Below are 25,522 nucleotides of genomic sequence, written 5' to 3'. Positions count from 1 at the left end.
AAACGCTCGACTGGGACACCCCAGCCGAGCGCTTGCGTGATCTACTCACCACCTAGAAACCAAGGCGGTGTTGCAACGACCCCTTGAAACCGCCCTTCCGGAGGGGCCGTTTTCGTGTCCTCAGGCCGGTGAGGTGCTAATCGCGCCGAGCTGTCGGGGGAGGAACTCGGTGTCGAGGCCTAGCCAGTGGATGGCGCGGTGGTCGCCTGGGTTGGCGTGCAGTGTCTTCTCCTTGGTGGCGAAGGCGTCGAAGAGCGCGAGTGAGGATTGACGGTCGACGTGTTCGTCGTCCCACGGGAGCAGGAACTGGATCGGGACCGTGATCCGTCGGGCCGCCTCGATCAGGGCCTCGTGCGCGAAGAACCCGCCACCGAAGATGGCAGCGGTGATCCTGGGTTCGATCGCCGTCAGCGGTATCCCGATCGCCGTGCCCAAGGTGATGCCGCCGCCGTAGCCGATCGGCGCTTCGGTGCCGATCGCCGGCAGTGTCTGCAGGGCATCCAGGGTCGCCTGCCATTCCGGTACCGCACGTTCCGCCAGCGATGCGCCGTACCGGATGCTGATCGACTTGAAGCGCACGGCGTCTCCGGTCGCGTGGGCCTCGCGGAAGTCGGCGCGGGTCCGCTCGTCCTCCGCCGACCGCGGGCGATCGCCGTGCCCGGGTGCATCGATGGCGACCACGGTGAAACCCCAGGTGGTCACCAGGTCGTGGGCGCGGTCCATCAGGGCCGGCGTCTTCTTGTGCAGGCCGCCACCATGGCCCATCAGCACCAGGGGCGCGTGATCGGAGCCGGCTACGGGCGACCAGAGCACGCCGGGGATCTCGCCCACCAGGAAGTCGCGTTCAACGACACCGTTCGACGATGTCTCCGCGGTAAAACGCACAGAATGCATAGGTGTTGCCTTTCGGGAGTGCCTTGTGGTTGAGGCGCTCCCGGCGACCCCTACGTCAATCGCCCAGCCATGACAACGAGGGGAGCACCCACGTACGTACAGCCTTCATGGGTCTCACCTCCTCGCGCACCGTCACGACACCCAGCAAGCTACCAACCCGACCACGCCCCCGGCCAACCATTTCTGTGCCATCGAACGTCGGGTCGATCACGAACCTGATGGGGCGTCGATGTCGGTGAAGCCGTACTCCTGGCCGAGTTCGGACGTCCGCACCACCTGACCGGTGTGGCGCATGACTTCGGGGTCGGCCGCCAGCGCCGCGATCGCGCGACCGACGTACTGCGGTGACTCCGAGTCGGACAGATCGAAGTACTCAGCGGCGCGGAGAACTGACTCGGTCCGCACCAGGCCGGGGTACAACGACACGGCGGTCACGCCGTGTTCGCGCAGCTCGTGCGCCATGCAGGCGACCATCCGGTCGGTCGCCGCCTTCGCTACGCCGTAGCTCACGCCGGCATCGTCCTTGCCCGCGGCATCCGACGAAACGTTGACGATCAGCCCCGAACCCTGGGCGACCATCGTCGACGCCGCGACCACGCTGGTGACGTAGTGAGCCCGCACGCCGGCCTGGAACATCGAGTCCCACCGGTCGATCGGCGCGGTCCAGAAACCGGCCTCGAGCCAGAACTCCGTACCGTCCCAGAAGTACTCGTAGCCGCCCCAGACGTTGTTCACCAGTACGTCGAGACGCCGGGTCTCAGCCACCACCCGCGCGACGGCCTGGCGCGTCTGCTCGTCATCGCGGTGGTCGCACGCGATCGCCACCCCGCGCCCACCGAGGGCCGTCACTTCCTCGGCCGTCTCCTGAACAGCGCCGTCCAACGGCGTCGTCGGTGAACCACCGACCTCGGTCCGGCCGGTGACATAGACGGTCGCTCCCTGCTCACCGAGCCCGAGAGCGATCCCCTTCCCCACGCCGCGACTCGCCCCGGTGACGAGCGCGACCCTCCCCACAAGTCTCCCCATCACCCGAAGCTAACACCGCCCACCGACACACTCGGCCGCTCCGCTTCAACGGCACCGCCGCCCCCCACCCCGCTCATCCTCTGCGGAAGATCGTTGCCACCTGGCGGCGCCGATCGTCCGCAAACCCCGCGCTGCGCCACCCCGATTGGTTAATGTGTAGTGAATTAACCAAGTTAGGAGTATTGACCGGGTCTTGGGGTCAGGTTAATGCTTTCACCATGATCAGGGAAGGCCGGACGACGCTGAGCGATGTGGCGGCGGCTGCCGGGGTTTCCGTGGCGACCTGTTCGTACGTTTTGAGCGGACGGGCGGACCGGACCAAGCCGCTGCCCGAGCCGACCCGGCGCCGGGTCGAGGAGGCTGCCCGTCAGCTCGGATACAAGGGCAACACCGCCGCCCGGAGCCTGCGCCGCCAGCGGTCCGAGCTGATCGCACTGGTCTACGCCCCACCGGTCGGCCCCTGGCTGGACCGGCTGACCATGGAGTGCGAGGACATCGCCGCCGCGCACGGCTACTCCGTGATCGGAGTCCCGGTACGACGCCTGGACCGCGCAGCCCAGTCGTTACGCGTCATCACCCGCGGCCATGTGGACGCTGCCATCTTCACGCCCGGCCTCAGCGACGACCTGGATCTGACCGCGGCCCGGCGATCCACCCGGGCACTGCTGGCGTTCAGCGACCACCTCGAGCTGCCGGGCGTGGACGTCGTACGCAACAACGTCCGGCAAGCCGTCGCGGAGGCGACCGCCTACCTGCTGGACGCAGGGCGGGAGCGGATCGCGTTCCTGTCCCACGCCGCCCGGAACGACGACCGGTACCTCGGGTACGTCGACGCCCTGCAAGCGCGCGGGCTCGACGTCGATCCGGAGCTGGTCCGCATCGGGGCGGCCTCGCGGGAGGAGGCGGTCGTCGTGGTCCGCGACCTGCTCGACTCCCCGAAACCACCGGACGCGCTCGTGTCGGAGTCGGACCGGGGTGCGTTCGCCGCACTGCAGGCGGCGGTCGACCGTGGTTTCAAGGTGCCGGACGACCTCGCCGTGATCGGCACCGGCAACACCCTGGAAGCGACCTACTCGTCACCGCCGCTGACCAGCGTCGGCATGTACCAGCTGGACTTCACCGAGATGGTCGAGGCGCTGTTCGCACGGATCGACGACCCCACGCTGCCGGCCCGGGAGCTGTCCATGCCCTGGGTCCTGAACCGCCGCGTCTCCGCCTAGCCCTCCCGCCGTACCCCCACGCCATTGGAAAGGTTCGTCATGCCCTCTCTCGACCGCCGCTCGTTCCTCCAGCTCGGGCTCGGTGTCACCGTCCTCGGCGCGGTCGGCACCGCCTGCTCGCCGGCCACCCCGGCGGCGAAGAAGCAGGACGCCCGGACGTTCACCATCTACTGGAACGCCGGGCACGGCTATCAGGCCTACAAGGAAGTGATCGACCAGTTCGGCAAGGATCACGACCTGCAGATGAACTGGCAGAAGTTCCAGTGGCCGGATCTCACCACCAAGCTGACCGCGGACTTCCGGTCCGGCAACGTGCCGGATCTGGTCGAGGAGGTGTCCGCCGGGACCGGGACGCAGTACGGGCTGGCCGGCAACGTGCTGGCGCTGGACGAGTTCGCCGCCGCGGACCAGGCGTTCGGCTTCCCCGGCGACTTCATCGACCAGGCCGTGGTCGCCCGGCAGTACGAGGGCAAGACGTACTCGATCCCGCTGCACCTGACCGCGAACGGGCTGGTCTTCTACAACAAGGAGCTGGTCGACAAGCCGCCGACCACGTGGGAGGAGTTCCTCGAGACCGCCAAGGCCACGACCAAGGACAAGGTCTCCGGTACGGCGCTCAACGCCGACGCGAGCTACAGCGCCCCGTTCTACAGCCAGCAGAAGGTGGACTTCAGCCAGGTTGCCGGCAAGCAGTTCATGATGCCGGCCGACGGAGCGCGGACCGCGTTGCAGTACATGCAGGACCTGATCTTCACCCACAAGGTCTCCCCCGCGCCGGTGGCGACGACGGACTACTCCGGTCCGCAGAAGCTGTTCTCGGCCAAGCGGGCGGCGATGTTCGTGTCCGGGCCGTGGGACATCGGCCCGATCCGGCAGGGCAGCCCCGACATCGACCTCGGTCTCGCCGTACCGCTGACCGGCTCGGTTCAGGCCTCGTCGATGGCCGGCGCCGGCCTGATGATCCCGGCCAAGGCCAGGGACCCCAAGTTGTCCTGGGAGCTGCTGACCAAGCTGACCGCGGTGAAGACCGAACTGGCCGCCACCAAGGAGGCCGGGATGTCGATGCCGCGGAAGAGCTGGGCCGCCGATCCGGCCGTCGCCGCCGACCCCGACCTGGGCACGATCGCCAAGGCCCTCGCGGTGGTGGCCAAGCAGGACGTCGCGTTGTCCGCCAGCGGTAAGGCCGCCCAGATCGCTGAGCTGTGGAAGAAGGCCTACCAGCAGATGATCATCCAGCACGCGCCGGTCGAGCAGACGCTGGCCGATTTCCGCAAGCAGGCCGGGGCGGCTCTGTGACCCGCCGGCGTCAGGCGGCGACCGCGTGGCTCTTCCTGACTCCGGCGGTGCTGTTCTTCGTACTGTTGTTCTTCCTCCCGATCGGCAACCAGCTGCTGACCGGCCTGTACGACGCCGACGGGGTCTCGTTCGTCGGCCTGGGCAACTTCAGCCGCGCCCTGAGCGATCCCGAAGTCCTCCACTCGTTCCTGATCACCCTGTTGTACGCCGCAGGGACCTTGATCGTCGGTACGGCGATGGGCCTCGGACTGGCCGTGATCCTCAACCAGACGATGCCGGGCCGCACACTGTTCCGCTCGGTGCTCCTGATCCCGTATCTGACGTCGGTCTCGATCGTCGGGCTGCTGTGGCGGAACATCCTCGATCCGCAGGTCGGCATCCTCAACCGGCTGCTCGAGTCCCTCGGCCTGCCCGGTCAGACCTGGCTGAGTACGCACCCGCTGGCGACGATCGTCGGCATCGCGGTCTGGTCCGGCGCGGGCTACACGATGGTCCTGTTCCTGGCCGGTCTGCAGGGCATCCCGGGCCTGTACTACGAGGCCGCGCGGATCGACGGCGCCGGCCCGTGGCGGCGGTTCTTCGCGATCACGCTGCCGTTGCTCGCACCGACGACGCTCTTCGTGTCGATCATCGGATTGATCGGCACGCTGCAGCAGTTCGCGCTGCCGTACATCGTGACCGGCGGTGGCCCCGGGAACGCGACCTCGCTCTATGCCCATCGGCTGTTCATCGTCGCGTTCAACGACAACGACTTCGGGTACGCGTCGGCACTGTCGGTGCTGCTGCTTCTCGTCGTCCTGGTGCTTTCACTGCTGCAGCTGAGGATCGGAGACCGGGCCAATGCGTGAACGGCTGTTCCCCGGTGACCGACTGGCGGCGTACGTCGTACTGGTGGCACTCGGGCTCGTCACCGTGCTGCCGCTGTTGTACATGATCGTGCTGGCGTTGCAGAGCGATGCCGAAGTGCAGTCGGGTGATCCGGTGCTGTGGCCGGCTGACTTGCAGTGGGGGAACTTCACCCGGTTGTTCGAGGCGGCGCCGTTCGGGCGGTTCTTCGTGAACAGCTTCGTGATGGCCGGGGCGATCACGGTCGCGCACCTGGTCTTCGACCCGCTGGTCGGGTACGTGTTCGCGAAGATGGAGTTCCCGGGCAAGCGGATCGCGTTCGTCGCGGTGCTGTCCACGCTGATGGTGCCGTTCTTCGTCCGGATGCTGCCGATCTACGCGATCTTCGCCAACCTCGGCTGGATCGACACCTATCAAGGGCTGATCGTCCCGTTCCTGATGGATGCCTACGGCATCTTCCTGATGCGGCAGTTCATCCGGCCGCTGCCGGACGAGCTGATCGAGGCGGCCCGGGTGGACGGCGCCGGCGAGTTCCGCATCTACCTGCGGGTGATCCTGCCGCAGTGCAAACCCGCACTGGCGGTGCTCGGGCTGTTCACCTTCGTCTTCCAGTGGAACGAGTTCCTCTGGCCGTTGATCGCCACCAGCCGGACCGAGATGCGCACCCTGCCGATCGGGCTGACGCTGTTCAACCAGGAGTACTTCACCCAGTGGAACCTGACCGCGGCCGGCGCGCTGCTGCTGTTCGTCCCGACCGCGTTGTTCTTCGTGATCACGCAGAAGTTCCTGGTCGAGGGCATCGCGCTGTCCGGAATCAAATAACCGTGGAGTCAATTGATGCGCCCTAACGTGATCGTCTTCTTCACCGACCAGCAGCGCTGGGACACCGTCGGCGCCGCCGGCTGTCCCCTCGGCCTGACTCCCAACCTCGACCTGATGGCCCGGCACGGCACCATGTTCGAGGCCGCGTGCACCACCAATCCGGTCTGCGCACCGGCCCGCGCGGCGATGCAGACGGGCATGTACCCGACGAACACCGGCGTGTATCGCAACAACGTGCCGCTGCCCACGGATGCGCCGACGCTCGGCCGGCTGTTCGGTACGGCGGGCTACCAGACCGGCTACATCGGCAAATGGCATCTCGGCACCCAGGAACCCGTTCCCGTTGCCGAGCAAGGCGGCTACGACTTCTGGCTGGGGTCGAACCTGCTCGAGTTCACCTCCGACGCGTACCGGACCGTCGTCTACGACCGGGACGGCGAACCCGTGCGCCTGCCCGGCTACCGACCGGACGCGTTGACCGACGCGGCGATCCGCTTCGTCGCCAGGGCCTCGGAGGGCGACCGCCCGTTCATGCTCTTCCTCTCGTTGATCGAGCCGCACCACCAGAACGAGCACGACGACTACCCGGCCCCCGAGGTCTATCGGGACACCTACAACGGCGCGTGGTTGCCGCCGGACCTCGCCACCCTTCCAGGTACGGCGCACCAGCACGCCGCTGGGTACTACGGCCAGATCAAGCGAGTCGACGAGTGCCTCGGTCGGCTCCGTGACGCACTGGTCAGTCTGGATCTGCTGGACGAGACTCTGGTCGTCTACACGTCGGACCACGGCTCCCACTTCAAGACGCGCAACAGCGAGTACAAGCGCTCACCGCACGACGGGTCGGTCAGAGTCCCGCTGGTCGTGGAGGGGCCCGGCTACCGCGGTGGTACGCGCGTCGGCGTACCGGTCAGCACCGTGGACGTCGTACCCACTGTGCTCGACGCGGCCGGGATCGAGTTGCCTGAGCATCTGGACGGCGTACCCCTGCGTGAACGGACGTCCAGCGACGGTGTGCTGATCCAAGTCAGCGAGTCGGAGGTTGGCCGGGCGCTGCGGACGGACCGGTGGAAGTACTACGTCCATGCACCGGAGGTGGGTGACGAGCCCGCGTCCGAGCAGTATGTCGAGCGGGCCTTGTACGACCTGACCGCCGACCCTTACGAGCTGAACAACCTGATCGACAGCACCGGCCACCAGGAGCTCGCCACCGAACTGCGGGCCGCCTTGATCGCTCAGGTCGCGCGGATCGAACGACGGGACGTGACGATCGAGCCCTATCCGGATGTGCGCGACCGCGGGCGGTTCCCGGAGACCACGGTCCGGCGGTTGAAGCTCGACGGCCGGTTGCTGGAGTGATCCGTACGGCCTAGGGGTCACCCTGAGGAGTACGCCGTACGGGGACTGCGGGAGTACGGCGTACTACCTCGGCCGGGGTAGGAGGAGTGCCGTCGTCGGGCCGACGCGGTAGAGGGGTGGTGTTCGCGAGGCTGATGGCACATCGAATCGCGACAGGAGAAACCGCCATGAATGCCTTGATCCACAAGGGAGACCGCATCGCCGGAGTGCTCGGCCGGCACAGTGTCGACATCCTCCGGGTCAGCCTCGGCCTGATCTTCCTGGGCTTCGGCGTCCTCAAGTTCTTCCCCAGCGCGAGCCCGGCTGAGGCGCTGGTCATGCGCACCATCGACACGCTCACCCTCGGCATCATCGACGGGCGGAACGCTGTCCTGCTGACCGCGCTGATGGAGTGCTTCATCGGACTGACCCTGGTCACCGGGAAGTTCCTGCGGACCGGGCTGCTGGTCCTCGGGCTCTCGCTGGTCGGGATCATGTCGCCGCTGGTGCTGTTCTTCGGCGACCTGTTCCCCGGCACGCCGACGCTGGAAGCGCAGTACGTGCTGAAGGACATCGTGCTGGCGGCCGCCGGTCTGGTGATCGCCGCCAAGGCTCTGGCCGCATCGCCGCTGCGGCTGCGGGCTTGACGTTGAGAGAATTGGAGATGGCCCCGGGCGGGCTCCGTTGCCTCGGTCCGGGGCCATCCGGCGCCTCTGCGGACTAGGACGCAGCAGACGCTCCGGCCGGTTCCGTGAGCTGCGCCACGAGTTGGCCGACCTGGCCGCGGGCCCGGCTCATCGCCACGTGGTCGATGTAGTCGCGGGACTCGACGATCAGTCCGTCCCGGACGCGGAGGACGAACACGCACGGCGCGGTGAACGGCTCCCCCGTCGCGATCACCGTCCCGGCGTAGTCGCACTCGGCCACGATCACCTCCGGGTCGGCGGTGTGGTGGATCCGGATGTTCTCCGGCTGGAACCGGATCGTCCCGGCCACCCGCGGCGCGTTCAGGCCGAAGTGCTCGCGCAGGGCGTCCCGGCTGAGCAGCGGGAGGTCGCCGTACGGGTTCATCGGATGGCGCACGTCGGTCTGCTCGGCGTACAGCGCCGGGAGCGCGTCGAAATCGCCATCGGCGACACCGTGGACGAGCTTCAGGAAGACCTCTTCGGGAGTCATCGGGTTCCTCTCGGATAAACGGAGTAGCGACTCCGAATATACGGAGTACTGACTTCGTTTACAACCCATCGCCGAGTGGCGGCGTCTCCTAGGCTGAGGGGCGACGAAGGGGAGCAGGGTGCGAGCAGACGCGCGGGACAACCGGGCCCGGATCATGACCGCGGCGGACGAGGTGTTCGGCCAGTCGCCGAGTGCGTCCACCGACGACGTGGCGAAACTGGCCGGTGTCGGCATCGCGACGGTCTTCCGGCACTTCCCCACCAAGACCGATCTGCTCGAGGCGGTGCTCACCCTGCGACTCGAGCGGCTCCGCGACCGGGCCATCGAACTGGCCGACAGCAACTTCCCGGGAGAGGCGTTCTTCGGGTTCTTCACCCAGGTGGTGTCGGAGTCGGCGTCGAAGCTGGCGATCGCCGAGGCCCTCACCGCGGCGGGTTCGGCCGCCGGCGCGGACGCGAAGAAGGCGGGTGGCGGCTTGCGGGACGCCTTCGACACCCTCCTCAAGCGCGCTCAGGAGGACGGCGTCGTACGACGTGACGCCGGGCTGGCCGCGGTGTACGCGCTGCTGATCGGCGCATCCCGCGGCGCGACCGCGGTCGGGCTCGAGCCGGAGGTCCGCGACCGGATGCTCGGCCTGATCTTCGACGGTCTGCGGCCTCGTCCGTGAGGCGGCGCTGGAACAACTGGTCTCGTAAGCGCCGAGTGTTCATGGTCTTGGTGCTCGCCTTCGTACTGCTCGTGCCGGTCCCGCTCGGGGCTTACGCGGTGTCGCTGCGGGTGCGGTACGTCGGTGAGCCGACAGCCGAGGCGTGGACGCGCAACAACGACGCACTGTGGCTCGGTCACGCCTGGGTGGACGGGCGGAAGACCAAGGCCGACGTGACCGCGTTGGCCCGTCAGCTCGACGGCACGGGTATCCGGGATCTCTATGTCCACGCCGGTCCGTTGGAACACGACGGCACGCTGCCGCTGTCGAAGGTGTCACCACGGGCGCGGTGGTTCACGTCGGCGATGCGGGCCGCGGCTCCCGACGTACGTGTGCAGGCGTGGCTGGGCGACATCGTGCAGCCGGGGAAGAACCCGGGGATGGACCTGGCTGACCCGGCCGTACGGACTCGGGTCGTGGCGTCGTCGGCCGCCGTACTCGACCAGGGGTTTCAGGGCATCCACTTCGACTTCGAGCCGGTGCAGTCCGGGTCGGCCGGCTTCCTCGCCGTACTGGACGAAACGCATGTGCTGACGGCCAAGCGCGGCGTACCGCTGTCCGTTGCGGCAGCACAGCTCGAGCCGCTCTGGCGCGTCAACGCCCTCCCGCTGGCCCTGACCGACGAGGGCAAGTGGTGGTCACAGGACTACTTCGCCGAGGTGGCTCGCCGGGTCGAACAGATCGCTGTCATGTCCTACGACACCGCCATGCCGTTGGAGTCCTTGTACGGCGGGTATGTCGCCCAGCAGACCAAGCTCGCTCTGGAGGCAACGCCTGCAGCGACGGCCCTCCTGATGGGGCTGCCCGCCTACTGGGAGAGCAACCCGTCCCACTGGGGCCATGCGGAGACCGTCACCGCAGCGGTCCGAGGCGCCCGGCTCGCCCTAGGCACCTCGAACCGCCAGAACTTCGGCCTGGCCATGTACGTCGACTTCACCGCGACCCCGGACCACTGGGCCGCCTACCGCGATGGCTGGTGCGTCAGCCCTTAACGAGCGCGTTCGACGCGGCCCTCGTCCCAGACCGGTTCGTTGGACTCGTAGACCGAGCCGTCGGCACCGAAGACCAGGTAGCGGTCGAAGCCCCGGGCGAACCACCTGTCGTGGGTCACTGCGAGCACCGTGCCGTCGAAGGAGTCGAGGCCTTCCTCCAGAGCCTCGGCTGACTCGACGTCGAGGTTGTCGGTGGGCTCGTCGAGCAGGAGGAGCGTGGCACCGGACAACTCGAGCAGGAGGATCTGGAACCGGGCCTGCTGACCACCGGAGAGACTGTCGAACGTCTGCTCCGCCGCATAGGCCAGCTCGTACCGGTCCAACTTCCGCGAGGCCAGCTCGCGGCCCATGCCCTCCCGGTGCTCGTCACCCCGGTGCAGGATCTCCAGCAGCGTGCGGCCGACCAGCTCCGGGTGCTCATGCGTCTGCGCGAACCAGCCCGGTCGCACCCGTGCACCCAGCTTGGCGTTGCCGGTGTGCAGCACCGGAGCGACCTGTACGTCGCCGACCGGCCGGTGCTCGACATCGGGGTCGGAACCACCGTTGGCGAGCAGCCGAAGGAAGTGCGACTTGCCGGACCCGTTGGACCCCAGTACGGCGACGCGTTCGCCGTACCAGACCTCCAGGTCGAAGGGCTTCATCAGACCGGTCAGCTCCAGGCCGGTGCACACCACCGCACGTTTGCCGGTGCGTCCGCCGGTGAGCCGCATGCTGACCTTCTGCTCACGCGGGAGCGCCTGCGGCGGCCCGGCCTCCTCGAACTTGCGCAGCCGGGTCTGCGCCGCCCGGTAGCGCGACGCCATGTCGGAGTTGTACGCCGCCTTCTGCTTGTACATCAGCATCTGCGCACGGAGCTTGGCGTGCTCCTCGTCCCAGCGTTTGCGCAACTCCTCGAAGCGCTCGAACCGGTGCTGCCTGGCCTCGTGGTACGTCTTGAAGCCGCCACCGTGCGTCCACACCGAGTTGCCGGCGGCACCGAGCTCCACCGTGACGATCCGGGTCGCGGTGTTGGCCAGCAGCTCACGGTCGTGGCTGATGTAGAGCACCGTCTTGTCGGTGGTGCGGAGCTGCTCCTCCAGCCAGCGCTTCCCGGGCACGTCGAGATAGTTGTCCGGCTCGTCGAGCATCAGGACCTCGTCGGGACCGCGGAGCAGGGCCTCAAGCACCAGGCGTTTCTGCTCACCGCCTGACAGGGTCTTCACGTCGCGCCAGCGACAGCGGTCGAACGGTATGCCGAGTGCGGCCGTCGTACAGACGTCCCAGAGGACCTCAGCGTCGTACCCGCCGACCTCACCCCAGTCCGACACGGCCTGCGCGTACTTGAGCTGGGTCTTCTCGTCCTCGGCCTCCATCATCGCCAACTCGGCCTTGTCCAGCTTGGCCGCGGCCGTCTGGATCGCCTCCGGTGCAACCGACAGCAGCAGGTCGCGCACGGTCGACGAATCCCGGACCGAGCCGACGAACTGCCGCATCACCCCGAGCCCACCGGACCGCGCGATGCTGCCGCTGTGGGGCTTCAGGTCACCAGCGATGATCCTGGTCAACGTGGTCTTGCCGGACCCGTTCGCCCCGACCAGAGCGACCTTGGCCCCGTCCCCGACCCGGAACGTGATGTCGTCCAGCAACACCCGCCCGTCCGGCAACTCGAACCCGACCCCACCCACATCCACGTGACCCATCCCAACAGTCTGACAACCCAGCCCCACCCAGGCGAACGGATATCGTCAACCACTAGTGCGACCGGCGCCAGCAACAGGGACTGAGACCCTCCCGAACGGCAGGATCACCCCGTGAAACCTTGGGCTTGCGTTGGCGCGGAGATCCTGCCGGGGACGCAGGAATACGAGTGGGTGTCGAGTGTCGTGGCGGCGGTGGAACGCCGTACCGGCAGGACGTCGCGCTGGAACCGCCAGCTCTTCGAAGAGGGGAGCGGCTTCAAAGGGGGCAAGGCGGTGGCCGACGGGCCGCTGCTCCTCAGCCGGGCGGATGTCCTGGACCCGGTGATGCGGGCCTACGACACGACGGCCCCGCTCACCCCCGATCAGATCGTGGCGGCTCGAGCCGCGGCGTACGTCGTCGTGCACGAGGCAGTGCACCACCTCTCCGACCCGGGAGACGACAGCGCGGCGGAGGCGGTCTGGCACGGGTCGCCCGAGGAGACAGCCCTGGAGGAGGCGCTCGCCGACACCGAGACCATGCGGATCGAGACGGACGTCATTCGAGACATCGGGATGGACCGGGACGTGCCGCGGATCCTCGACCTGCACATCACCGGCGACGGGCCGTACTCCGCCTACAACGAGGGTTTGGACGGCGTGGTGCACGGTCTCGCCGAACTCACCGACCGGGATCCTGACGACATCCGGTCGACGATTCATCAGACCCCGATGCCGCAGCGCTACAACGCGATGGCCGACCTGATCATCGACAAGCGCCTGAGTGACCTGGCCGAGCACCGCACCGAGTTCCGGGCCTGGCTCGCAGCGCCGCTCCGATCCGAGCTCGGGGCGTTGGCGAAGTACCAGGACCTGGATCGGCCGGCCGTGGTCACGCCCCAACGGGCGGCCGACCTCGGCGCAGAGCACGCGCGGCGGGCCGTTCGCGAGGTCGGCAAGCGGCTGACCTCGCTCAGGACGCAGTACGACGCACGTGCCGATATGCGGCGATTCCTGGGCGAGCACACAGGAGCGGGTAGGTCTGCGACCGGCGGGGGCACGGCAGCAGGTGGTGGTGCAGCGTCAGGAACGGCGGCGGCTGTGCGTGGTCCAGCCTCAGGAGCCGCGGCGGCAGCGGCGGCGGTCGCCAGCGTGCTGCCGTTCAGGCGGGACCGCGGTCAGGCTGTCGAGTGACCCTCACCAGTCCTTGAGGGCGTCCAGGTAGGTGCCGCCAGGTGGACGGACCTGTCCGGTCATGAAGAGCTTGAGTGGGGCGGCGTACAGGCCGAAGGTGCGTGAGCCGGTGAAGAAGCCGGCGGAGTCGCAGCCGTCGTACTGGACCCAGACTTCCCGGATACCGGCAGACGTGTCGAACCGCAGCACGATCGCCTCCGACGGCTGCGCGGTCTGTGGTGTGCACTTGAACACCGGCAGGTCCGGGTTCCGCTCCGGCAGCACCTTGATCGCGTCGACCACCTGCTGTGCGATGCCGGCGTTGAAGGGCTGCTGGCCGAGCAGCATCGTGGCACCCGGTGTGAGCCGGTAGCGGCACGCCTGCATGCCGAACACCGGCATCTCGACGTCCAGTCCGGTCGCCCGCGGTACGGCGTTGCCGCCGGCCGCTCGCAGGATCGGGTGGTCGGCCGGGCAGGCCGCATCCGCCGCTGGGGGTACGAACTTCGGTGAGCGCGACCCGGACTCCGACTCCGTCCCGGACCCCGCCGCACTCTCACTGCTGCTGTCCCTGGAGCTCGATGCGATCGGCGACGGCTCTCCGATCGCGTTCCAGACACCTCCGATCGACGCAGCCACCACTACGGCCGCCGCGGCCATCACCATTCCCTGCCGGCGCTTGCGGACCCGCCGACGTGCCTCTGCCGCCAGCACACTGCCGCGCGGACCACTGGCCGCGCCGGCCTGCTGCTGGAACGCGTCAGCGATCTTGGGGCCGAGCTCCTGCTCAGGCTCGTGCTCAGGCATCCTCGGCTCCTTCCTTGCTCAGCGTGGTCTTCAGTGCTGCCAGTGCTCGGTGTACATGCGACCGGGCGGTCGCCTCTGCGCAGTGCAGCAGTGCGCCGATCTCGGCGTACGAGAGCTCCTCGTAGAAGCGCAGTACGACGGCTGCCCGCTGCTTGTCCGGCAGCGTCGAGCACAGCTCCCAGACGGCATCGGACTCGGCTCTGTCCGCGGCACCGTCCGGAGCCGGTGGCCCCGTCCGCACAGGGTCGGCGGCGGGTGCCTCCCGGCGGCGGAAGCGACGCCACCAGGAGATGTGTGCGTTCACCACCATGCGTTTCACGTACGCCTCGGGGTCGTCGGCACGGCTCACCCGGCCCCAGCGGGCACAGGCGGTCGTCAGGGCGTCCTGCACCGCGTCCTCAGCCAGGGATTTGTCCCCGGTCAGGACGTAGGCGAAGCGCAGCAGCGCGTCCGCCTTCTCGGTCACCCAGAGCTCGAAGTCGATCGGGCCCGATCGTGCCTCTGCTGCCGCCAAGGCTGCCTCCATACCCTCAGGACGGCGATGGACCCGCGTTCGTTGCACGCAGTACCCGGAAACCCTTCGCGCTGCCGACCCGCACGCAGGGGTAGCCCTGGTCGGTCAGCCAACGTTGCAGTGAGTCGCCGCCCAGGTTCTTGCCGACGACGAACCATGCCACGCCGTCGGGGGCAAGGCGAGCCAGCCAGTGCAGCAGCATCCTGTGCAGCTCGGGCTTGCCGATGTGGATCGCCGGGTTCGACCAGATCTGGTCGAACCGCACGTCCTCCGGTACGTCGTCCGGCAGCACCGGATGCACCCGGTCGGCGACTCCGGCCTTACCGGCGTTCTCCGCGGTCAGCTCCAGCGCCCGCGTGTTCACATCGACCGCCCACACCTGGGCCTCCGGCGCCTCCACGGCCAGTGCACACGCGATCGGGCCGTAGCCGGTCCCCAGGTCCAGGAACGTGCCGGGCTCGGCCGGTGGATCCACCTCGCGCAGCAATACTGCCGTACCGATGTCCAAGCGGTCCCTGGAGAACACTCCGGTCGCGGTGGTGAACGTGTACTCGCGTCCCCAGATCCGGGCTTCGACAGTACGGCGTACGTCGGCCGAGCCAGGCTCCGCCGAGAAGTAGTGGTCAGCCACGCTGGTGCACCTCTCCCCTGACCTGCCGGGCCTGCAGTGCCCGTGCGGCCAGCTCGTCGTCGGCCGGGTAGCGCACTTCCTCCAGTGTGAGGCCGTGCGCGGGCAGGACCGACACAGCCGAGTCCCGCACCTTCCCAGCCAGTACGGCGGCCGGCCAGCTCACATCACGTCGTCCGTCCCCCACCGGGATCAGCGCACCCACCAGAGCCCGGACCATCGAGTGGCAGAAGGCATCAGCGATCACAGTGCCCTCCAGCTGTCCCACACCGGTCCGCTGCCAGGAGTACTCCAGCAGGGCCCGCACTGTGCTGGCGCCCTCCCGCTTCTTGCAGAAGGCCGCGAAGTCGTGTTCGCCGAGCAGTCCGGCTGCGGCGGCGTTCATCCGGTCCACGTCCAGTGGGCGGCCCACACGCAGTACATGACCCCGTGTGAGCGGGTCCCAGCCTGCGGGGTCGTCACACAAGCGGTACACGTATCGGCGCGCCAGCGCGGAGAAACGGGCGTCAAAGCCCTCTGGAGCCTGTCTAACGGCTGTGACAGCTACATCCTCGGGTAGTACGCCGTTCAGGCTTCTGAGCAGCCTCAGCGGCTCTACAGCGCCTTCGATGTCCACATGGGTGACCTGACCACGGGCATGTACGCCGGTGTCCGTCCGGCCGGCGCAGGTGACCGTCAGAGGCTCAGGCAGCCGCAGTACGACGCGGAGCGTCTCCTCCAGCACACCTTGCACGGTCCGGAGACCTTCCTGACGGGCCCAGCCATGGAAGGCTGTTCCGTCGTACCTCAGGTCGATCCGCCAGCGCCCAGTACCGTCAAACACAGTGCAATCTAACGCAACAGCGCCCCCTCACCGTGAAGTGAGGGGGCGCTGTCGGACAGCTCAGGTGTTACTTGTCGTCCTCGGTCTCGCCGGCCTTGGTGAAGCCCGCGGCCTCGGCGTCCGCCTCTTCCTTGAACCAGACCTCGGCCTCGGTCTGGTCGTACCACGGCGACTCGGCGGTGTGGTACTTCATCGAGTTCTCGTTGCCCTTGATGACGAAGCCGGCCGGCGCGGAGCCGTCGGCGTTCGGGGCGGCCGAGCCCTCGTACTTGCCCGCGACAACATCCTGGACCTTCTCGTCCTGAACGTCCTCGACCTCGGGCTCGGCGTCGGCCTTCTTCGCAGCGGCCTTCTTCGCCGGCGCCTTCTTGGCGGCCTTCTTCGCCTTCGGCGATTCGGCCAGCGCCTCGACCAGCTCGATCTTCACCATCGGCGCGTTGTCACCCTTGCGCGGGCCGAGCTTGGTGATCCGGGTGTAGCCGCCCGGACGGTCGGCGTACCGCTCGCCGATCTCGGTGAAGAGCACGTGCACAACGCTCTTGTCCTTGATCCGCTTCATCACCTGACGGCGCGAGTTCAGGTCACCACGCTTCGCCTTGGTGATCATCGACTCGGCCAGCGGCTGCAGGCGCTTGGCCTTGGCCGCGGTGGTGGTGATGGCGCCGTGCTCGAACAGCGACGTCGCGAGGTTGCTGAGGATCAGCTTCTCGTGCGCCGGGCTGCCGCCCAGCCGGGCACCCTTGGTGGGGGTTGGCATCTCTTGACTCCAGGAATCTCAGGCCGCTCGGACCCGGGGGTGGTTGACTCAGTACTGCTCGGTCTCGGCGAAGCTCTCGTCCTCGTCGTCCGCCTCGGTGCCGTAGGCCTCGGCGGCCGCACGCAGGTCGAAGCCAGGAGGCGAGTCCTTCAGCGACAGGCCCATCTCGGCCAGCTTCAGCTTGACCTCGTCGATCGACTTGGAGCCGAAGTTGCGGATGTCCAGCAGGTCCTGCTCGCTGCGCGAGATCAGCTCACCCACGGTGTGGATGCCCTCACGCTTGAGGCAGTTGTAGGAGCGGACGGTCAGCTGCAGGTCCTCGACCGGCAGGGCCAGGTCGGCCGCCATCTGCTCGTCCACCGGCGACGGGCCGATGTCGATGCCCTCGGCCTCGACGTTCAGCTCGCGGGCCAGACCGAACAGCTCGACCAGCGTCTTACCGGCCGACGCGACGGCGTCGCGGGGCAGCATCGACGGCTTGGTCTCGACGTCGACCACGAGGCGGTCGAAGTCGGTGCGCTGCTCGACACGGGTCGCCTCGACCTTGTAGGTGACCTTGAGCACCGGCGAGTAGATCGAGTCGACCGGCATCCGGCCGATCTCGGCGTCGGCGGACTTGTTCTGGATCGCCGAGACGTAGCCCCGGCCCCGCTCGACGACCAGCTCCATCTCGAGCCGGCCCTTCTCGTTCAGGGTGGCGATCTTCAGGTCCGGGTTGTGCACCTCGACACCGGCCGGCGGCGCGATGTCCGCGGCGGTGACGTCACCGGGGCCCTGCTTGCGCAGGTACATGGTGACCGGCTCGTCGTGCTCGGAGGAGACGACCAGGTCCTTCAGGTTGAGGATCAGCTGGGTGGCGTCCTCCTTCACCCCGGCCACGGTGGAGAACTCGTGCAGGACGCCGTCGACCTTGATGCTGGTCACGGCGGCACCCGGGATGGAGGACAGCAGGGTCCGGCGGATCGAGTTGCCGAGGGTGTAGCCGAAGCCCGGCTCGAGCGGCTCGATCACGAACCGCGAACGGTGCTCTTCGACGACCTCTTCGGTCAGGGTGGGGCGCTGTGCAATAAGCATTTTCTGTGTCCTTTTTCCGCGACGACCACTATTTGAGGCCGCGAAGGTGAAGAACAGACCGTGTCCGGCCGGCGGCGCGGAGGCCACCGGCCGGATCAGGATCAGTTCTTCGAGTAGAGCTCGACGATCAGGTGCTCGGCGACCTGGGTGTCGATCTGCTGCCGGGTCGGCAGCTGGTGCACGAGGATGCGAAGCCGCTCGGGCATCACCTCGAGCCAAGCCGGGACGACGCGCTCGGAGTGCGTCTCCCGGGCGATGATGAACGGCGTCGTCTCGACCGACTTCGCCTTGACATCGATGATGTCGTGGGCAGCCACCCGGTACGACGGGATGTTCACCTTGATGCCGTTCACGGTGAAGTGACCGTGCACGACGAGCTGACGGGCCTGCCGCCGGGTCCGGGCCAGGCCGGAGCGGTAAACCACGTTGTCCAGCCGGGACTCCAGGATGATCAGCAGGTTGTCACCGGTCTTGCCGGAGCGCCGCGAGGCCTCCTCGTAGTACCGGCGGAACTGCTTCTCCAGGACGCCGTACGAGAAGCGGGCCTTCTGCTTCTCGCGCAACTGGAGCAGGTACTCGCTCTCCTTGGGACGGCCGCGGCCGTGCATACCCGGCGGGTACGGACGACGCTCGAACGCCTTGTCGCCACCGACGAGGTCGACCCCGAGACGGCGCGACTTCTTGGTCATAGGTCCGGTGTAACGGGCCATAGTTCAGTGCTCCTCTCGGAAGATCAGACCCGGCGCCGCTTGGGCGGGCGGCAGCCGTTGTGGGCGGTCGGGGTGACGTCCTGGATGGTGCCGACCTCGAGGCCGACGGCACCCAGCGAACGGATCGCGGTCTCACGGCCGGAGCCGGGACCCTTCACGAACACGTCGATCTTGCGCATGCCGTGCTCCATCGCCCGGCGCCCGGCGGCCTCGGCGGCCATCTGCGCGGCGAACGGGGTCGACTTGCGCGAACCCTTGAAGCCGACGGTGCCCGCGGAAGCCCACGAGATGACCGCGCCGGTCGGGTCGGTGATCGTCACGATCGTGTTGTTGAACGTGCTCTTGATGTGCGCGTGGCCGGCGGCCACGTTCTTCTTCTCCTTGCGGCGCACCTTCTTCGCGCCGGCCGCGGTGCGGCTCTTGGGAGGCATAGGTCAGATACTCCTGGAAAGTTCGGGGCTCATCGGGTCACTTCTTCTTCTTGCCGGCGATCGCCTTGCGACGACCCTTACGGCTGCGGGCGTTGGTCCGCGTGCGCTGACCTCGCACCGGCAGGCCGCTGCGGTGCCGGCGACCCTGGTACGACCCGATCTCGATCTTGCGGCGAATGTCCGCGGTCACCTCACGACGGAGGTCACCTTCGATCTTGTAGTTGCCCTCGATAAAGTCCCTGAGCTTCACCAGCTCCTCGTCGCCCAGTTCGTGGACGCGCTTGTCACCGGAGATCCCGGTGGCTTCGAGCGTCTTCAGGGCGCGAGTACGACCTACACCGAAAATGTAGGTGAGAGCGACCTCGATGCGCTTGTCGCGCGGCAGGTCGACCCCTACGAGGCGTGCCATGTGGCGGTGTTCCTTTCGTCGGCAGAGGTGTGGTGGCGCGCCGCGTCCTTGCCCGCCTCGGTGAGTTTGCCAACTGATTGACACTTCACCGGCAAGGCCCCGGCCTCTGTTCCGGGGGCAGCATCCAACGGGACAGCTTGTGTGCTGGATGAGCGTGCGCGCTGTGGTGCGAAAGTGCTGTGTGCTGCTCGAGTGGGGCTGGTCAGCCCTGCCGCTGCTTGTGCCGCGGGTTCTCGCAGATCACCATGACCCGGCCGTGACGGCGGATCACCTTGCACTTGTCGCAGATCTTCTTGACGCTCGGATTGACCTTCATCGAGCTTCTTTCTTCGACAGGTGTTGGTGGTGGTCTTACTTGTACCGGTAGACGATGCGACCCCGGGTGAGGTCGTACGGCGACAGCTCCACGACGACCCGGTCCTCGGGGAGGATCCGGATGTAGTGCTGCCTCATCTTGCCGCTGATGTGCGCGAGCACCTTGTGCCCGTTGGACAGCTCAACACGGAACATCGCGTTCGGCAGGGCCTCGACGATGGTGCCCTCGAGTTCGATAACTCCCTCTTTTTTGGGCATGTCCTCGCACTTCTGTAGACGACTACTGAATGATGGTTTACTGCTGGCCCAGCCCGGCTCAGGCGCCCTCCCGACGTACGTCAGGCAGCCGCGGGCAGCACGAGACAGAGGCTACAAAGAGCCAAGGAAAGAGTGTACGCCACCCACCCAGGCGAAACCCAATCGAGACCGCTCAGCCGGCTCGGGACGCTTCCAGGACCCCGATGTGCTCGGTTCCCCAAGCATCCAGCGGCGCCAGCGCCTCGTTGAGTGACTCGCCGAGCGCGGTGAGTGAGTACTCGACCTTCGGCGGCACCTGGTGGAAGACCTCCCGGTGGACGATGTGCCGGCTCTCCAGTTCGCGCAACTGCTGGATGAGCATCTTCTCGGTCACCCCGGAGACCTCCTTGCGCAGTTCCCCGAACCGGCGCGGTCCGTGGTGCAGCGCCCAGAGGATCCGCGGCTTCCACTTCCCGCCGATCACGTCGGCGGCGGCATCCAGCCCGCAGGTGTACGGCACCACGGCAGCCATTACTTACCTTTCCGTCTGTACCTGACTAATTAGTGGGTACTTGTCCATCTTAAAGGGCCACACCAGTCTGGCCCGCATGAAGACTCCTGTCACCGTCCTCGGTCTCGGCGCGATGGGTACCGCCCTCGCCCGGGCCTTTCTGGCCGCCGATCACCCGACCACCGTCTGGAACCGCACCCCCGGCCGCTCCCCCGAACTCGACACCCTCGGTGCCACCCGCGCCACCACCGCCGCCGAGGCGATCGCCGCCAGTCCGCTCGTGGTCGTCTGCCTGCTCGTCGACGCCACCGTCCGCAGCACCCTCGACGGTCTCGATCTGACCGGCAAGACCGTCGCCAACCTGACCAACGGCACCCCGGCACAGGCCCGGGACACCGCGACCTGGGCCGCCAAGGCCGGAGCTGCGTACCTGGACGGCGGAATCATGGCCGTCCCCGCGATGATCGGCGGACCCGCCGCCTTCATCTTCTACAGCGGCGCCCCGGACGCCTTCGAGCGGCACCAGGCCGACCTCGCCGCGATGGCCCGGCCCGAGTACGTCGGCAGCGACCCGGGGCTGGCCGCATTGCATGACATCGCCCTGCTCAGCGCGATGTACGGCATGTTCGGCGGCGCCCAGCACGCGCTGGCCCTGGCCGGCAGCGAGAAGGTCTCCGCGGTGCGGTTCACCGAGGATTTCCTGCTGCCCTGGCTGACGGCGATGCTCGGCAGCCTGCCACGGATCGCCAAGGATCTCGACGAGGGTCCCGAGCCGGGTGCCGCGGGTTCGAACCTCGGGATGCAGGCTGCTGCCTACGACAACCTGATCGACACCTCGGTCGGCCAGGGCGTCGATCCCGCACTGCTCGCCCCGATGGGTGAGCTGCTGCGGAAGGCGGTGGCAGCCGGGCACAGCGACGAGGACCTGGCCGCTCTCATCCCGCTGCTCCGGGCTGGTGGGTAGCCGCCCACTGTTCGCCTTCGCGCCAGATCTGCTCGGGCATCAGATCGAGCAGATCGCACGCGGCGTCCAGTTGCGCGAGGGCGGTGGCGGAGTCGCGGTACGCCGGCAGGATCGCGACGAATCGCCGGCCCTCGCTGCTGAACCCGAACGGCGGCACCGCGGCCAGGGCCTCGACCGAGCGCGGATGCAGCACCGCGTCGGCGTGATCCTCCCGGCCGTTGAACAGGCAGTACCGCCCCTGCAGGCCGTCGAACGTCATCTTGATCGGCAGCAGACTCGCGGCCGCCACCGGAGCCAGTGCGGCCGGCAGCACCTGCAGCGGCGGCAGCGGCCGATCGACCTGCAGCTCAAGGAAGTCGAAGCCGAGGTCGCGCCGTCCGACCTTGTGCCGGAACCGTCCGGTCGAGAACTCCCGGCCCCGGTGCCGGCCCATGGTCACGTCGAAGACCTCGGCCTTCGGGTCCAGCGAGAACGGCGGGAACGGCCAGCGCTCCAGCAACTCCGGCCGGTCCGCACTGGTCCGCCAGCCCATCTGCTGGACGACATCACCCCAGGCCTTGCGCCGTCGGCTGTCAGCGACCCGCAGAGCGACTGTGAACCCCACCAGGACCAGGAACCAGGCCAGCACCATCCAGCCGACCCAGCGCGGCTCCAGGAGCAGTCCGGCGATCCCCAGCGGTACGGCGACCGCGAACCAGATCACGTAGACGAGGGCAGACCCCTGGCGCAGCTGCCAGCCCCAGTCCGGCCGCAACCGCGGGCCGGTGACGCGACGGGTGACCTGGTCCGCAGTCAACGGCGCTTTCCGAGGTTACTCAGGGCGAACAGGGTCCAGGGGATCAGCAGCCAGACCGGCCAGAAATGCGGCCAGTGCCCACCGTTCGCGAGGCCGATGACGAACCAGATCACCACGTTGATCACGACGACGCCGGTGAAGCCGCCGCCGAGTGCCGCCAGCCCGTGCCGCTGCGGTTGCGCGTCCCGCTTCCGGTCCGGGAACTCACCGGGTGCCGGAGCCGGCTTGCTGTCCTGCACCACCGCCGGAGTCTGGTAGGTCCGCACCGGTGGCAGGTCACGCACCAGCGGTTCCAGCTCGCCGTACGTCTGCACGGTGTAGAGCTGGTCGAGGCGGGAGGAGAACTCGGGCTGGTCCAGCCGGCCGTCCGCGAACGCGTCCCGCAACCGGCCGGCGATCTTGTCCCGGTCAGCTTCGGTGAAACGCTGGTACGGCTGGTACTGAGGCATGGCTCAAGTGTGCCTCAGCAGCAGGCCCTTGGCGTCCCCCGACGGGTGGACGCGGGTGTCCATCGGTACGGCGAGTCAGCGGACTCCGCCGTACCGTAATGGCCGTACCGTAATGGCTTCAGTCGGCCAGGGCGCCGTACTGGATGCCGAGCTCACCCAGCTTGGCCTCGCCGCCGTCCAGGGCGGTCAGCACCCACGGACCCTGCGGGGTCACCGTGAACGTGTGCTCGGTGTGCGCGGCGGCCTTGCCGTCGTTGGTGACGACGGTCCAGTCGTCCTCGAGCGTGTGGTTGTCCTGCTTGCCGAGAGTGAGCATCGGCTCGACCGCCAGCGCCAGCCCCTCGACCAGCTTCGGGCCGCGGCCCGGCTTGCCGAAGTTCGGCACGTTCGGCGGCTGGTGCATCGCCGAACCGATCCCGTGCCCGACGAAGTCCTCGACGATCCCGTACGACGAGTTGGCCCGGACGTGGGACTCGACGGCTGCCGAGATGTCGGTCAGCCGGCCGCCGAGCTTCGCCGCGGCGAACCCGCGCCACATCGATTCCTCGCAGATCCGGGCCAGCTCGAGCAGCTCCGGCTCCACCTCGCCGACCGCGACGGTGATCGCCGCGTCGCCGTGCCAGCCGTCCACGATCGCGCCACAGTCGATCGAGATCAGGTCGCCGTCGGCCAGCACCCGGCCACCGGGGATGCCGTGCACGATCTCGTCGTTCACCGACGCACAGATCGAGCCGGTGAAGCCGTGGTAGCCCTTGAACGACGGGGTGGCGCCGGAGGAACGGATGTTGTCCTCGGCGATCGCGTCCAGCTCACCGGTGGTGATACCGGCCCGGACCTCGCCGCGGAGCAGTTCCAGCGTGCGGCCGACCACCAGGCCCGCCGCACGCATGGAAAGGATCTGCTCGCGGGTCTTGATCTCGATCCCGCGGTCCCTGAACATCATCTGTTCCTCTACTGATCCACAACGTCCGAAGATCCGAGGGCCGAAACCCACAGTTCTTCGGACGTCAGGGGAAAATCGGCTACTAATCGGTGACGGTTTTCAGGGCGGCGAGCACGCGCTCGCTCACCTCGTCGATCTCGCCCACGCCGTCCACCTCGACCAGCAGGCCGCGCTGGGCGTACACCCGCAGCAGCGGCTTGGTCTCGGCGGCGTAGACGTCCTGGCGGTGCCGGACGACCTCTTCGGAGTCGTCCGCCCGGCCCTCGACATGGGCCCGGCGCAGCATCCGGTCGACCAGGACGTCGATGTCGGCGACCAGCGCCACCACCGCGTCCAGCCTGTGTCCGTGCTCGGCCAGGATGTCGTCCAGCGTGCCGACCTGGGCCAGCGTGCGCGGGTACCCGTCCAGCAGGAAGCCGTCGCCGGCGTCCGCCTCGGACAGCCGGTCACGCACCATCGCGTTGGTGACCTCGTCCGGCACGTAGTCACCGGCGTCCATGTAACGCTTCGCCTCGAGGCCGAGCGGCGTCTCGTCCTTGACGTTCGCACGGAAGATGTCGCCGGTGGACACGGCCGGGATATTCAGGCGTTCCGCAAGCACCTTTGCCTGCGTGCCCTTGCCCGCCCCGGGCGGACCCATCAGCAACATTCTCATCAGCGCAAGAACCCTTCGTAGTTACGCTGCTGCAACTGAGACTCGATCTGCTTCACCGTGTCGAGACCGACGCCGACCATGATCAGGATCGACGTACCACCGAACGGGAAGTTCTGGTTCGCGTTCAGGAGCACCAGCGCGATCAGCGGGATCATCGAGATCACCGCCAGATAGAGCGCGCCGGGCAGCGTGATGCGGGACAGCACGTAGCCCAGGTACTCCTCGGTCGGCCGTCCAGCCCGGATTCCGGGGATGAAGCCGCCGTACTTCTTCATGTTGTCCGCGACTTCCTTCGGGTTGAAGGTGATCGAGACGTAGAAGTACGTGAAGAAGATGATCAGGGCGACGTAGGAGATCATGTAGATCGGGTGGTCGCCTTTGACCAGATTGCCCTGGATCCACTGCGCCCAGGGCTTGTCCTGCTGGAACTGGCTGACCAGCACCGGCAGGTAGATCAGGCTGGAGGCGAAGATGACCGGGATGACGCCGGCCTGGTTCACCTTCAGCGGGATGTACGTCGAGGTGCCGCCGAACATCTTGCGGCCGACCATGCGCTTGGCGTACTGGACCGGGATCCGGCGCTGCGCCTGCTCGATGAAGATGACCGCGGCCATGATCACGAGACCGATCGCCAGCACCACCACGAAGGTGGGCAGGCCCTTCTCCTTGCGGATGCTCCACAGCTGGGAGGGGAAGGTGGCGACGATCTGGGTGAAGATCAGGATCGACATACCGTTACCGACACCGCGGTCGGTGATCAGCTCGCCGAGCCACATCACGACGCCCGTACCGGCCGTCATGGTCAGCACCATCACGACCACCGGGAACCAGCTGTCGTTGTGCAGCAGCGGCTCCTGGCAGCCCTGGAACAGCCGGCCCGGGGTCCGCGCCAGCGCGACGAACGCGGTGGCCTGCAGGACCGCCAGCCCGACGGTCAGGAACCGGGTGTACTGGGTGATCTTGGCCTGTCCTGCCTGGCCCTCCTTCTTCAGCGACTCCAACCGCGGGATGACCACGGTGAGCAGCTGCAGAATGATGCTGGCGGTGATGTAGGGCATGATGCCGAGCGCGAAGATCGCGAGCTGCAGCAGCGCACCGCCGGAGAACAGGTTGATCAGGTTGTAGAGGTTCGCGTTGGCGCCGCCCTGTGCGAGCTTGAGACAGGTGTCCAGCGACTTGACGTTGACACCTGGCGCCGGAACGACCGAACCGATCCGGAAGATCACGACGATGAAGAGCACGAACAAGATCTTCCGGCGCAGGTCCGGAGTCTTGAACGCGTTGGCAAAGGCGCCTAACACCCTGTCCTCCCACATGTTTCCTCTGCCCGGTCAGGGCAGGGGCCTAGCAAAGCA

31 protein-coding genes are annotated in these 25,522 nt (G+C 67.6%); 10 read left to right on the top strand and 21 right to left on the bottom strand.

The features are described from left to right. Positions 1-120: 120 nt before the first annotated feature. Positions 121-894: a dienelactone hydrolase family protein gene (locus EV652_RS41655; protein ID WP_132216300.1), complete on the bottom strand. Its 774-nt coding sequence runs from the start codon at positions 892-894 to the stop codon at positions 121-123. Positions 895-1,101: 207 nt separating this feature from the next. Then, positions 1,102-1,920: an SDR family NAD(P)-dependent oxidoreductase gene (locus EV652_RS41650; RefSeq protein ID WP_132216297.1), complete on the bottom strand. Its 819-nt coding sequence runs from the start codon at positions 1,918-1,920 to the stop codon at positions 1,102-1,104. Between the two features lie 218 nt (positions 1,921-2,138). Here EV652_RS41650 and EV652_RS41645 point away from each other — a divergent pair, with 218 nt between their 5' ends. The 6 genes from EV652_RS41645 to EV652_RS41620 all read left to right on the top strand — a co-directional run bounded on the left by EV652_RS41645 (position 2,139) and on the right by EV652_RS41620 (position 8,089). Further along, entirely contained in the window at positions 2,139-3,140 is a 1,002-nt protein-coding gene (locus EV652_RS41645; RefSeq protein WP_158441534.1) for a LacI family DNA-binding transcriptional regulator, read from the top strand. 39 nt (positions 3,141-3,179) lie between these two features. Beyond that, positions 3,180-4,436: a sugar ABC transporter substrate-binding protein gene (locus EV652_RS41640; RefSeq protein WP_132216291.1), complete on the top strand. Its 1,257-nt coding sequence runs from the start codon at positions 3,180-3,182 to the stop codon at positions 4,434-4,436. Beyond that, the gene (locus EV652_RS41635; RefSeq protein ID WP_132216288.1) at positions 4,433-5,284 is read left to right on the top strand and encodes a carbohydrate ABC transporter permease; all 852 of its coding nucleotides are present in this window, start codon (positions 4,433-4,435) and stop codon (positions 5,282-5,284) included. The genes EV652_RS41640 and EV652_RS41635 overlap by 4 nt, the downstream gene beginning before the upstream one ends. Continuing rightward, positions 5,277-6,104, top strand: coding sequence for a carbohydrate ABC transporter permease (locus EV652_RS41630; RefSeq protein WP_132216285.1), 828 nt, complete (start codon positions 5,277-5,279; stop codon positions 6,102-6,104). The genes EV652_RS41635 and EV652_RS41630 overlap by 8 nt, the downstream gene beginning before the upstream one ends. A gap of 15 nt (positions 6,105-6,119) precedes the next feature. Further along, positions 6,120-7,463 carry a sulfatase-like hydrolase/transferase gene (locus EV652_RS41625; protein ID WP_132216282.1) on the top strand — a complete coding sequence of 448 codons (1,344 nt, stop codon included), beginning with the start codon at positions 6,120-6,122 and terminating at the stop codon, positions 7,461-7,463. Between the two features lie 167 nt (positions 7,464-7,630). Continuing rightward, positions 7,631-8,089, top strand: coding sequence for a DoxX family protein (locus EV652_RS41620; protein WP_132216279.1), 459 nt, complete (start codon positions 7,631-7,633; stop codon positions 8,087-8,089). A 73-nt stretch (positions 8,090-8,162) separates the two neighbouring features. On the opposite strand, the gene EV652_RS41615 is transcribed toward EV652_RS41620, so the two are convergent. Next, positions 8,163-8,618: a nuclear transport factor 2 family protein gene (locus EV652_RS41615; RefSeq protein ID WP_132216276.1), complete on the bottom strand. Its 456-nt coding sequence runs from the start codon at positions 8,616-8,618 to the stop codon at positions 8,163-8,165. A gap of 118 nt (positions 8,619-8,736) precedes the next feature. On the opposite strand from EV652_RS41615, the gene EV652_RS41610 reads away from it, so the two are divergent. Further along, complete coding sequence (locus EV652_RS41610; protein WP_242002322.1) at positions 8,737-9,285, top strand: TetR/AcrR family transcriptional regulator; 549 nt, start codon at positions 8,737-8,739, stop codon at positions 9,283-9,285. Positions 9,286-9,326: 41 nt separating this feature from the next. Continuing rightward, entirely contained in the window at positions 9,327-10,316 is a 990-nt protein-coding gene (locus EV652_RS41605) for a glycoside hydrolase family 18 protein (RefSeq protein ID WP_242002321.1), read from the top strand. Here the strand turns inward: EV652_RS41605 and EV652_RS41600 are convergent. Further along, positions 10,313-11,995, bottom strand: coding sequence for an ABC-F family ATP-binding cassette domain-containing protein (locus tag EV652_RS41600; RefSeq protein ID WP_132216270.1), 1,683 nt, complete (start codon positions 11,993-11,995; stop codon positions 10,313-10,315). The two genes, EV652_RS41605 and EV652_RS41600, sit on opposite strands and share 4 nt — an antisense overlap. 111 nt (positions 11,996-12,106) lie before the next feature. Between EV652_RS41600 and EV652_RS41595 the strand changes: the two genes are divergently transcribed. Beyond that, positions 12,107-13,165, top strand: a complete 1,059-nt coding sequence (locus EV652_RS41595; RefSeq protein ID WP_132216268.1) for a hypothetical protein — start codon at positions 12,107-12,109, stop codon at positions 13,163-13,165. Positions 13,166-13,168: 3 nt separating this feature from the next. Here EV652_RS41595 and EV652_RS41590 read toward each other — a convergent pair whose 3' ends face one another. From EV652_RS41590 to EV652_RS41535, 12 genes are all read right to left on the bottom strand, one after another. Beyond that, positions 13,169-13,951, bottom strand: a complete 783-nt coding sequence (locus tag EV652_RS41590; RefSeq protein ID WP_132216265.1) for a hypothetical protein — start codon at positions 13,949-13,951, stop codon at positions 13,169-13,171. Next, positions 13,944-14,465: a SigE family RNA polymerase sigma factor gene (locus tag EV652_RS41585; RefSeq protein WP_242002320.1), complete on the bottom strand. Its 522-nt coding sequence runs from the start codon at positions 14,463-14,465 to the stop codon at positions 13,944-13,946. Before EV652_RS41585 ends, EV652_RS41590 begins: the two co-directional genes overlap by 8 nt. 16 nt (positions 14,466-14,481) lie before the next feature. After that, positions 14,482-15,096 (bottom strand): class I SAM-dependent methyltransferase, encoded by a 615-nt coding sequence (locus EV652_RS41580; protein WP_132216260.1) that lies wholly within the window; start codon positions 15,094-15,096, stop codon positions 14,482-14,484. Beyond that, a complete protein-coding gene (gene truA, locus EV652_RS41575) occupies positions 15,089-15,916 on the bottom strand; it encodes a tRNA pseudouridine(38-40) synthase TruA (protein WP_132216257.1) in 828 nt (275 codons plus the stop codon). The genes EV652_RS41580 and truA overlap by 8 nt, the downstream gene beginning before the upstream one ends. A 67-nt stretch (positions 15,917-15,983) precedes the next feature. Beyond that, on the bottom strand, positions 15,984-16,673 hold the full coding sequence (gene rplQ / locus EV652_RS41570; protein WP_132216254.1) for a 50S ribosomal protein L17, sunset domain variant: 690 nt from the start codon (positions 16,671-16,673) through the stop codon (positions 15,984-15,986). A 48-nt stretch (positions 16,674-16,721) separates the two neighbouring features. Next, entirely contained in the window at positions 16,722-17,747 is a 1,026-nt protein-coding gene (locus EV652_RS41565) for a DNA-directed RNA polymerase subunit alpha (RefSeq protein ID WP_132216251.1), read from the bottom strand. 101 nt (positions 17,748-17,848) lie between these two features. Continuing rightward, positions 17,849-18,457, bottom strand: a complete 609-nt coding sequence (rpsD, locus tag EV652_RS41560; protein WP_132216248.1) for a 30S ribosomal protein S4 — start codon at positions 18,455-18,457, stop codon at positions 17,849-17,851. 23 nt (positions 18,458-18,480) lie between these two features. Then, on the bottom strand, positions 18,481-18,888 hold the full coding sequence (rpsK, locus tag EV652_RS41555; protein ID WP_012923659.1) for a 30S ribosomal protein S11: 408 nt from the start codon (positions 18,886-18,888) through the stop codon (positions 18,481-18,483). Between the two features lie 37 nt (positions 18,889-18,925). Then, positions 18,926-19,297 carry a 30S ribosomal protein S13 gene (rpsM, locus tag EV652_RS41550; RefSeq protein ID WP_020388083.1) on the bottom strand — a complete coding sequence of 124 codons (372 nt, stop codon included), beginning with the start codon at positions 19,295-19,297 and terminating at the stop codon, positions 18,926-18,928. A gap of 202 nt (positions 19,298-19,499) precedes the next feature. Continuing rightward, entirely contained in the window at positions 19,500-19,613 is a 114-nt protein-coding gene (rpmJ, locus tag EV652_RS41545) for a 50S ribosomal protein L36 (protein ID WP_008361054.1), read from the bottom strand. Between the two features lie 35 nt (positions 19,614-19,648). Beyond that, positions 19,649-19,870, bottom strand: a complete 222-nt coding sequence (infA, locus tag EV652_RS41540) for a translation initiation factor IF-1 (protein WP_012923661.1) — start codon at positions 19,868-19,870, stop codon at positions 19,649-19,651. A gap of 172 nt (positions 19,871-20,042) precedes the next feature. Next, entirely contained in the window at positions 20,043-20,381 is a 339-nt protein-coding gene (locus tag EV652_RS41535) for a winged helix-turn-helix transcriptional regulator (RefSeq protein WP_132216245.1), read from the bottom strand. Between the two features lie 76 nt (positions 20,382-20,457). Here EV652_RS41535 and EV652_RS41530 point away from each other — a divergent pair, with 76 nt between their 5' ends. Beyond that, positions 20,458-21,324, top strand: a complete 867-nt coding sequence (locus EV652_RS41530; protein WP_132216242.1) for an NAD(P)-dependent oxidoreductase — start codon at positions 20,458-20,460, stop codon at positions 21,322-21,324. Here EV652_RS41530 and EV652_RS41525 read toward each other — a convergent pair. The 5 genes from EV652_RS41525 to secY all read right to left on the bottom strand — a co-directional run bounded on the left by EV652_RS41525 (position 21,296) and on the right by secY (position 25,468). Continuing rightward, positions 21,296-22,120, bottom strand: coding sequence for a hypothetical protein (locus tag EV652_RS41525; RefSeq protein WP_132216239.1), 825 nt, complete (start codon positions 22,118-22,120; stop codon positions 21,296-21,298). The two genes, EV652_RS41530 and EV652_RS41525, sit on opposite strands and share 29 nt — an antisense overlap. After that, entirely contained in the window at positions 22,117-22,569 is a 453-nt protein-coding gene (locus EV652_RS41520) for a DUF1707 SHOCT-like domain-containing protein (protein ID WP_132216236.1), read from the bottom strand. Before EV652_RS41520 ends, EV652_RS41525 begins: the two co-directional genes overlap by 4 nt. 118 nt (positions 22,570-22,687) lie before the next feature. Next, on the bottom strand, positions 22,688-23,512 hold the full coding sequence (gene map, locus EV652_RS41515) for a type I methionyl aminopeptidase (RefSeq protein WP_132216233.1): 825 nt from the start codon (positions 23,510-23,512) through the stop codon (positions 22,688-22,690). A gap of 82 nt (positions 23,513-23,594) precedes the next feature. After that, positions 23,595-24,167: an adenylate kinase gene (locus EV652_RS41510; RefSeq protein ID WP_132216230.1), complete on the bottom strand. Its 573-nt coding sequence runs from the start codon at positions 24,165-24,167 to the stop codon at positions 23,595-23,597. Beyond that, a complete protein-coding gene (secY, locus tag EV652_RS41505; RefSeq protein WP_132216303.1) occupies positions 24,167-25,468 on the bottom strand; it encodes a preprotein translocase subunit SecY in 1,302 nt (433 codons plus the stop codon). Before secY ends, EV652_RS41510 begins: the two co-directional genes overlap by 1 nt. Positions 25,469-25,522: the final 54 nt, after the last annotated feature.

It is taken from the genome of Kribbella steppae, from assembly GCF_004342025.1.
Classification (GTDB): Bacteria; Actinomycetota; Actinomycetes; order Propionibacteriales; family Kribbellaceae; genus Kribbella; species Kribbella steppae.
This window is presented reverse-complemented; position numbering and strand designations above follow the sequence as displayed.

Bases quoted from the DNA above. Each gene is read 5' to 3' on its own strand.
- EV652_RS41565 (WP_132216251.1), bottom strand. From the start codon at position 17,747: ATGCTTATTGCACAGCGCCCCACCCTGACCGAAGAGGTCGTCGAAGAG.
- EV652_RS41600 (WP_132216270.1), bottom strand. From the start codon at position 11,995: ATGGGTCACGTGGATGTGGGTGGGGTCGGGTTCGAGTTGCCGGACGGG.
- map (WP_132216233.1), bottom strand. From the start codon at position 23,512: ATGATGTTCAGGGACCGCGGGATCGAGATCAAGACCCGCGAGCAGATC.
- EV652_RS41640 (WP_132216291.1), top strand. From the start codon at position 3,180: ATGCCCTCTCTCGACCGCCGCTCGTTCCTCCAGCTCGGGCTCGGTGTC.
- infA (WP_012923661.1), bottom strand. From the start codon at position 19,870: ATGCCCAAAAAAGAGGGAGTTATCGAACTCGAGGGCACCATCGTCGAG.
- EV652_RS41605 (WP_242002321.1), top strand. From the start codon at position 9,327: ATGGTCTTGGTGCTCGCCTTCGTACTGCTCGTGCCGGTCCCGCTCGGG.
- EV652_RS41620 (WP_132216279.1), top strand. From the start codon at position 7,631: ATGAATGCCTTGATCCACAAGGGAGACCGCATCGCCGGAGTGCTCGGC.
- rplQ (WP_132216254.1), bottom strand. From the start codon at position 16,673: ATGCCAACCCCCACCAAGGGTGCCCGGCTGGGCGGCAGCCCGGCGCAC.
- EV652_RS41630 (WP_132216285.1), top strand. From the start codon at position 5,277: ATGCGTGAACGGCTGTTCCCCGGTGACCGACTGGCGGCGTACGTCGTA.
- EV652_RS41645 (WP_158441534.1), top strand. From the start codon at position 2,139: ATGATCAGGGAAGGCCGGACGACGCTGAGCGATGTGGCGGCGGCTGCC.
- rpsK (WP_012923659.1), bottom strand. From the start codon at position 18,888: ATGCCTCCCAAGAGCCGCACCGCGGCCGGCGCGAAGAAGGTGCGCCGC.
- EV652_RS41520 (WP_132216236.1), bottom strand. From the start codon at position 22,569: ATGCCTCAGTACCAGCCGTACCAGCGTTTCACCGAAGCTGACCGGGAC.
- rpsM (WP_020388083.1), bottom strand. From the start codon at position 19,297: ATGGCACGCCTCGTAGGGGTCGACCTGCCGCGCGACAAGCGCATCGAG.
- EV652_RS41510 (WP_132216230.1), bottom strand. From the start codon at position 24,167: ATGAGAATGTTGCTGATGGGTCCGCCCGGGGCGGGCAAGGGCACGCAG.
- EV652_RS41615 (WP_132216276.1), bottom strand. From the start codon at position 8,618: ATGACTCCCGAAGAGGTCTTCCTGAAGCTCGTCCACGGTGTCGCCGAT.
- EV652_RS41625 (WP_132216282.1), top strand. From the start codon at position 6,120: ATGCGCCCTAACGTGATCGTCTTCTTCACCGACCAGCAGCGCTGGGAC.
- rpmJ (WP_008361054.1), bottom strand. From the start codon at position 19,613: ATGAAGGTCAATCCGAGCGTCAAGAAGATCTGCGACAAGTGCAAGGTG.
- EV652_RS41590 (WP_132216265.1), bottom strand. From the start codon at position 13,951: ATGCCTGAGCACGAGCCTGAGCAGGAGCTCGGCCCCAAGATCGCTGAC.
- EV652_RS41650 (WP_132216297.1), bottom strand. From the start codon at position 1,920: ATGGGGAGACTTGTGGGGAGGGTCGCGCTCGTCACCGGGGCGAGTCGC.
- EV652_RS41535 (WP_132216245.1), bottom strand. From the start codon at position 20,381: ATGGCTGCCGTGGTGCCGTACACCTGCGGGCTGGATGCCGCCGCCGAC.
- rpsD (WP_132216248.1), bottom strand. From the start codon at position 18,457: ATGGCCCGTTACACCGGACCTATGACCAAGAAGTCGCGCCGTCTCGGG.
- EV652_RS41655 (WP_132216300.1), bottom strand. From the start codon at position 894: ATGCATTCTGTGCGTTTTACCGCGGAGACATCGTCGAACGGTGTCGTT.
- EV652_RS41530 (WP_132216242.1), top strand. From the start codon at position 20,458: ATGAAGACTCCTGTCACCGTCCTCGGTCTCGGCGCGATGGGTACCGCC.